This window comes from Thiohalophilus sp., assembly GCF_031581315.1.
In the GTDB taxonomy this organism is placed as follows: domain Bacteria; phylum Pseudomonadota; class Gammaproteobacteria; order UBA6429; family Thiohalophilaceae; genus Thiohalophilus.
Genome location: NZ_JAVLAZ010000002.1, coordinates 11,953 through 13,523 on the forward strand (window position 1 = coordinate 11,953; position 1,571 = coordinate 13,523).

A 1,571-nucleotide genomic window follows, 5' to 3' on the forward strand; every position below is an offset into this window, starting at 1 on the left:
CCGAAGGGCCGAAGGGCAAGAGGGCTATCTGTGCGTTAATTTTCATCCCGAAAATAAAACGGGGCGGTAAAAACCGCCCCAACTGCTTACTGCTTTATGGTTGTTTTTGTTAGTCGGGCTATAGCGTAAACTTCTTCAGTTTTTTCGCCACAGCCACGTTCTTGAGCCGGACATATTTGGGTAAGCCGTCCTTGTAGGGCGGATAATCTTCACCCTTGATCAGCGGCTGCATGTAGTCACGACATTTCTTGGTGATACCGAAACCGTCATTGGTGATGAAATTGTTCGGCATCATCTTCTCGACATTGGCTACCTTGGAGAGTGGTGCCATGCCGACTTTCCACTTGAACGGCTTGTTGGAGATGCGATCCACGGTGGGCATAACCGCGTTATGTCCCTTGATGGCATACTGCACGGCCGCCTTGCCCATGGCATAGGCCATGTCCACATCGGTCTTGGAAGCGATATGCCGTGCGGCACGCTGCAGGTAGTCGGCAACGGCCCAGTGATTCTTGTGTCCCAGTTCGCTACTGACCATGTCAGCAATGACCGTGGCAGCCCCCCCGAGCTGGGCATGGCCGAAGGCATCCTTGCGACCGGATTCGGCCAGGAATCTGCCATCCGGCCAGCTAACCCCTTCGGATACCACCACGGAACAATAGCCGTGCTTCTTGACCAGACTGTCGACTTTAGCCAGGAACTTCTTCTGATCGAATTTCACTTCCGGGAACAGGATCACGATCGGAATATTGGTATCTTCACTGGAGGCCAGCCCACCGGCCGCGGCGATCCAGCCGGCGTGACGTCCCATCACCTCGAGGATAAACACCTTGGTCGAGGTTTTGGCCATGGACTGCACGTCAAAGCTGGCTTCGCGGGTCGAGACGGCAATGTACTTGGCCACCGAGCCAAATCCGGGACTGTTGTCGGTGATCGGCAGGTCGTTATCCACGGTCTTGGGGACATGGATCGCCTGCACCGGGTAACCCATCTTCTCTGACAACTGGGAGACCTTGTGACAGGTGTCCGCCGAATCGCCGCCACCGTTATAAAAGAAATAACCGATGTTATGCGCTTCGAAAACCTCGATCAGTCGTTCGTATTCGCGGCGATTGGCTTCCAGGCTCTTGAGCTTGTAGCGACAGGATCCGAAGGCGCCGGACGGCGTATGGCGTAATGCCTTGATGGCCGCGGCGGATTCCTTGCTGGTATCGATCAGATCCTCGGTCAGTGCCCCGATAATCCCGTTACGCCCGGCATAAACCTTGCCGATTTTATTCTTGTTGTTACGCGCGGTTTCGATCACGCCGGCTGCACTGGCATTGATCACGGCGGTCACCCCGCCGGACTGGGCGTAAAAGGCGTTTTTAGGCGCCTCTTTTTTTACTCGCCGTGCCGCGGTCTTTTTCTTTGCAACTTTTTTCTTTGCGACCTTCTTTTTGGCTTTTTTCTTGGTAGCCATGTTCGTTCCCCTTTATTAACTGAATATGGTGGTACGGTTTTTATCCCGGTCAAAACAACAATGCCTGCACGGGGCAGGCATTGTGGAAATTACTGGTTGGGTTCGCTGA

Annotated in this window: 1 protein-coding gene; it reads right to left on the reverse strand. The window is 54.1% G+C overall.

Translation table 11 applies throughout. From position 1 onward, the window contains the following. Positions 1-118: 118 nt before the first annotated feature. On the reverse strand, positions 119-1,462 hold the full coding sequence (locus tag RI563_RS00460; protein ID WP_310692347.1) for a 6-phosphofructokinase: 1,344 nt from the start codon (positions 1,460-1,462) through the stop codon (positions 119-121). Positions 1,463-1,571: the final 109 nt, after the last annotated feature.

Bases quoted from the DNA above. Each gene is read 5' to 3' on its own strand.
- RI563_RS00460 (WP_310692347.1), bottom strand. From the start codon at position 1,462: ATGGCTACCAAGAAAAAAGCCAAAAAGAAGGTCGCAAAGAAAAAAGTT.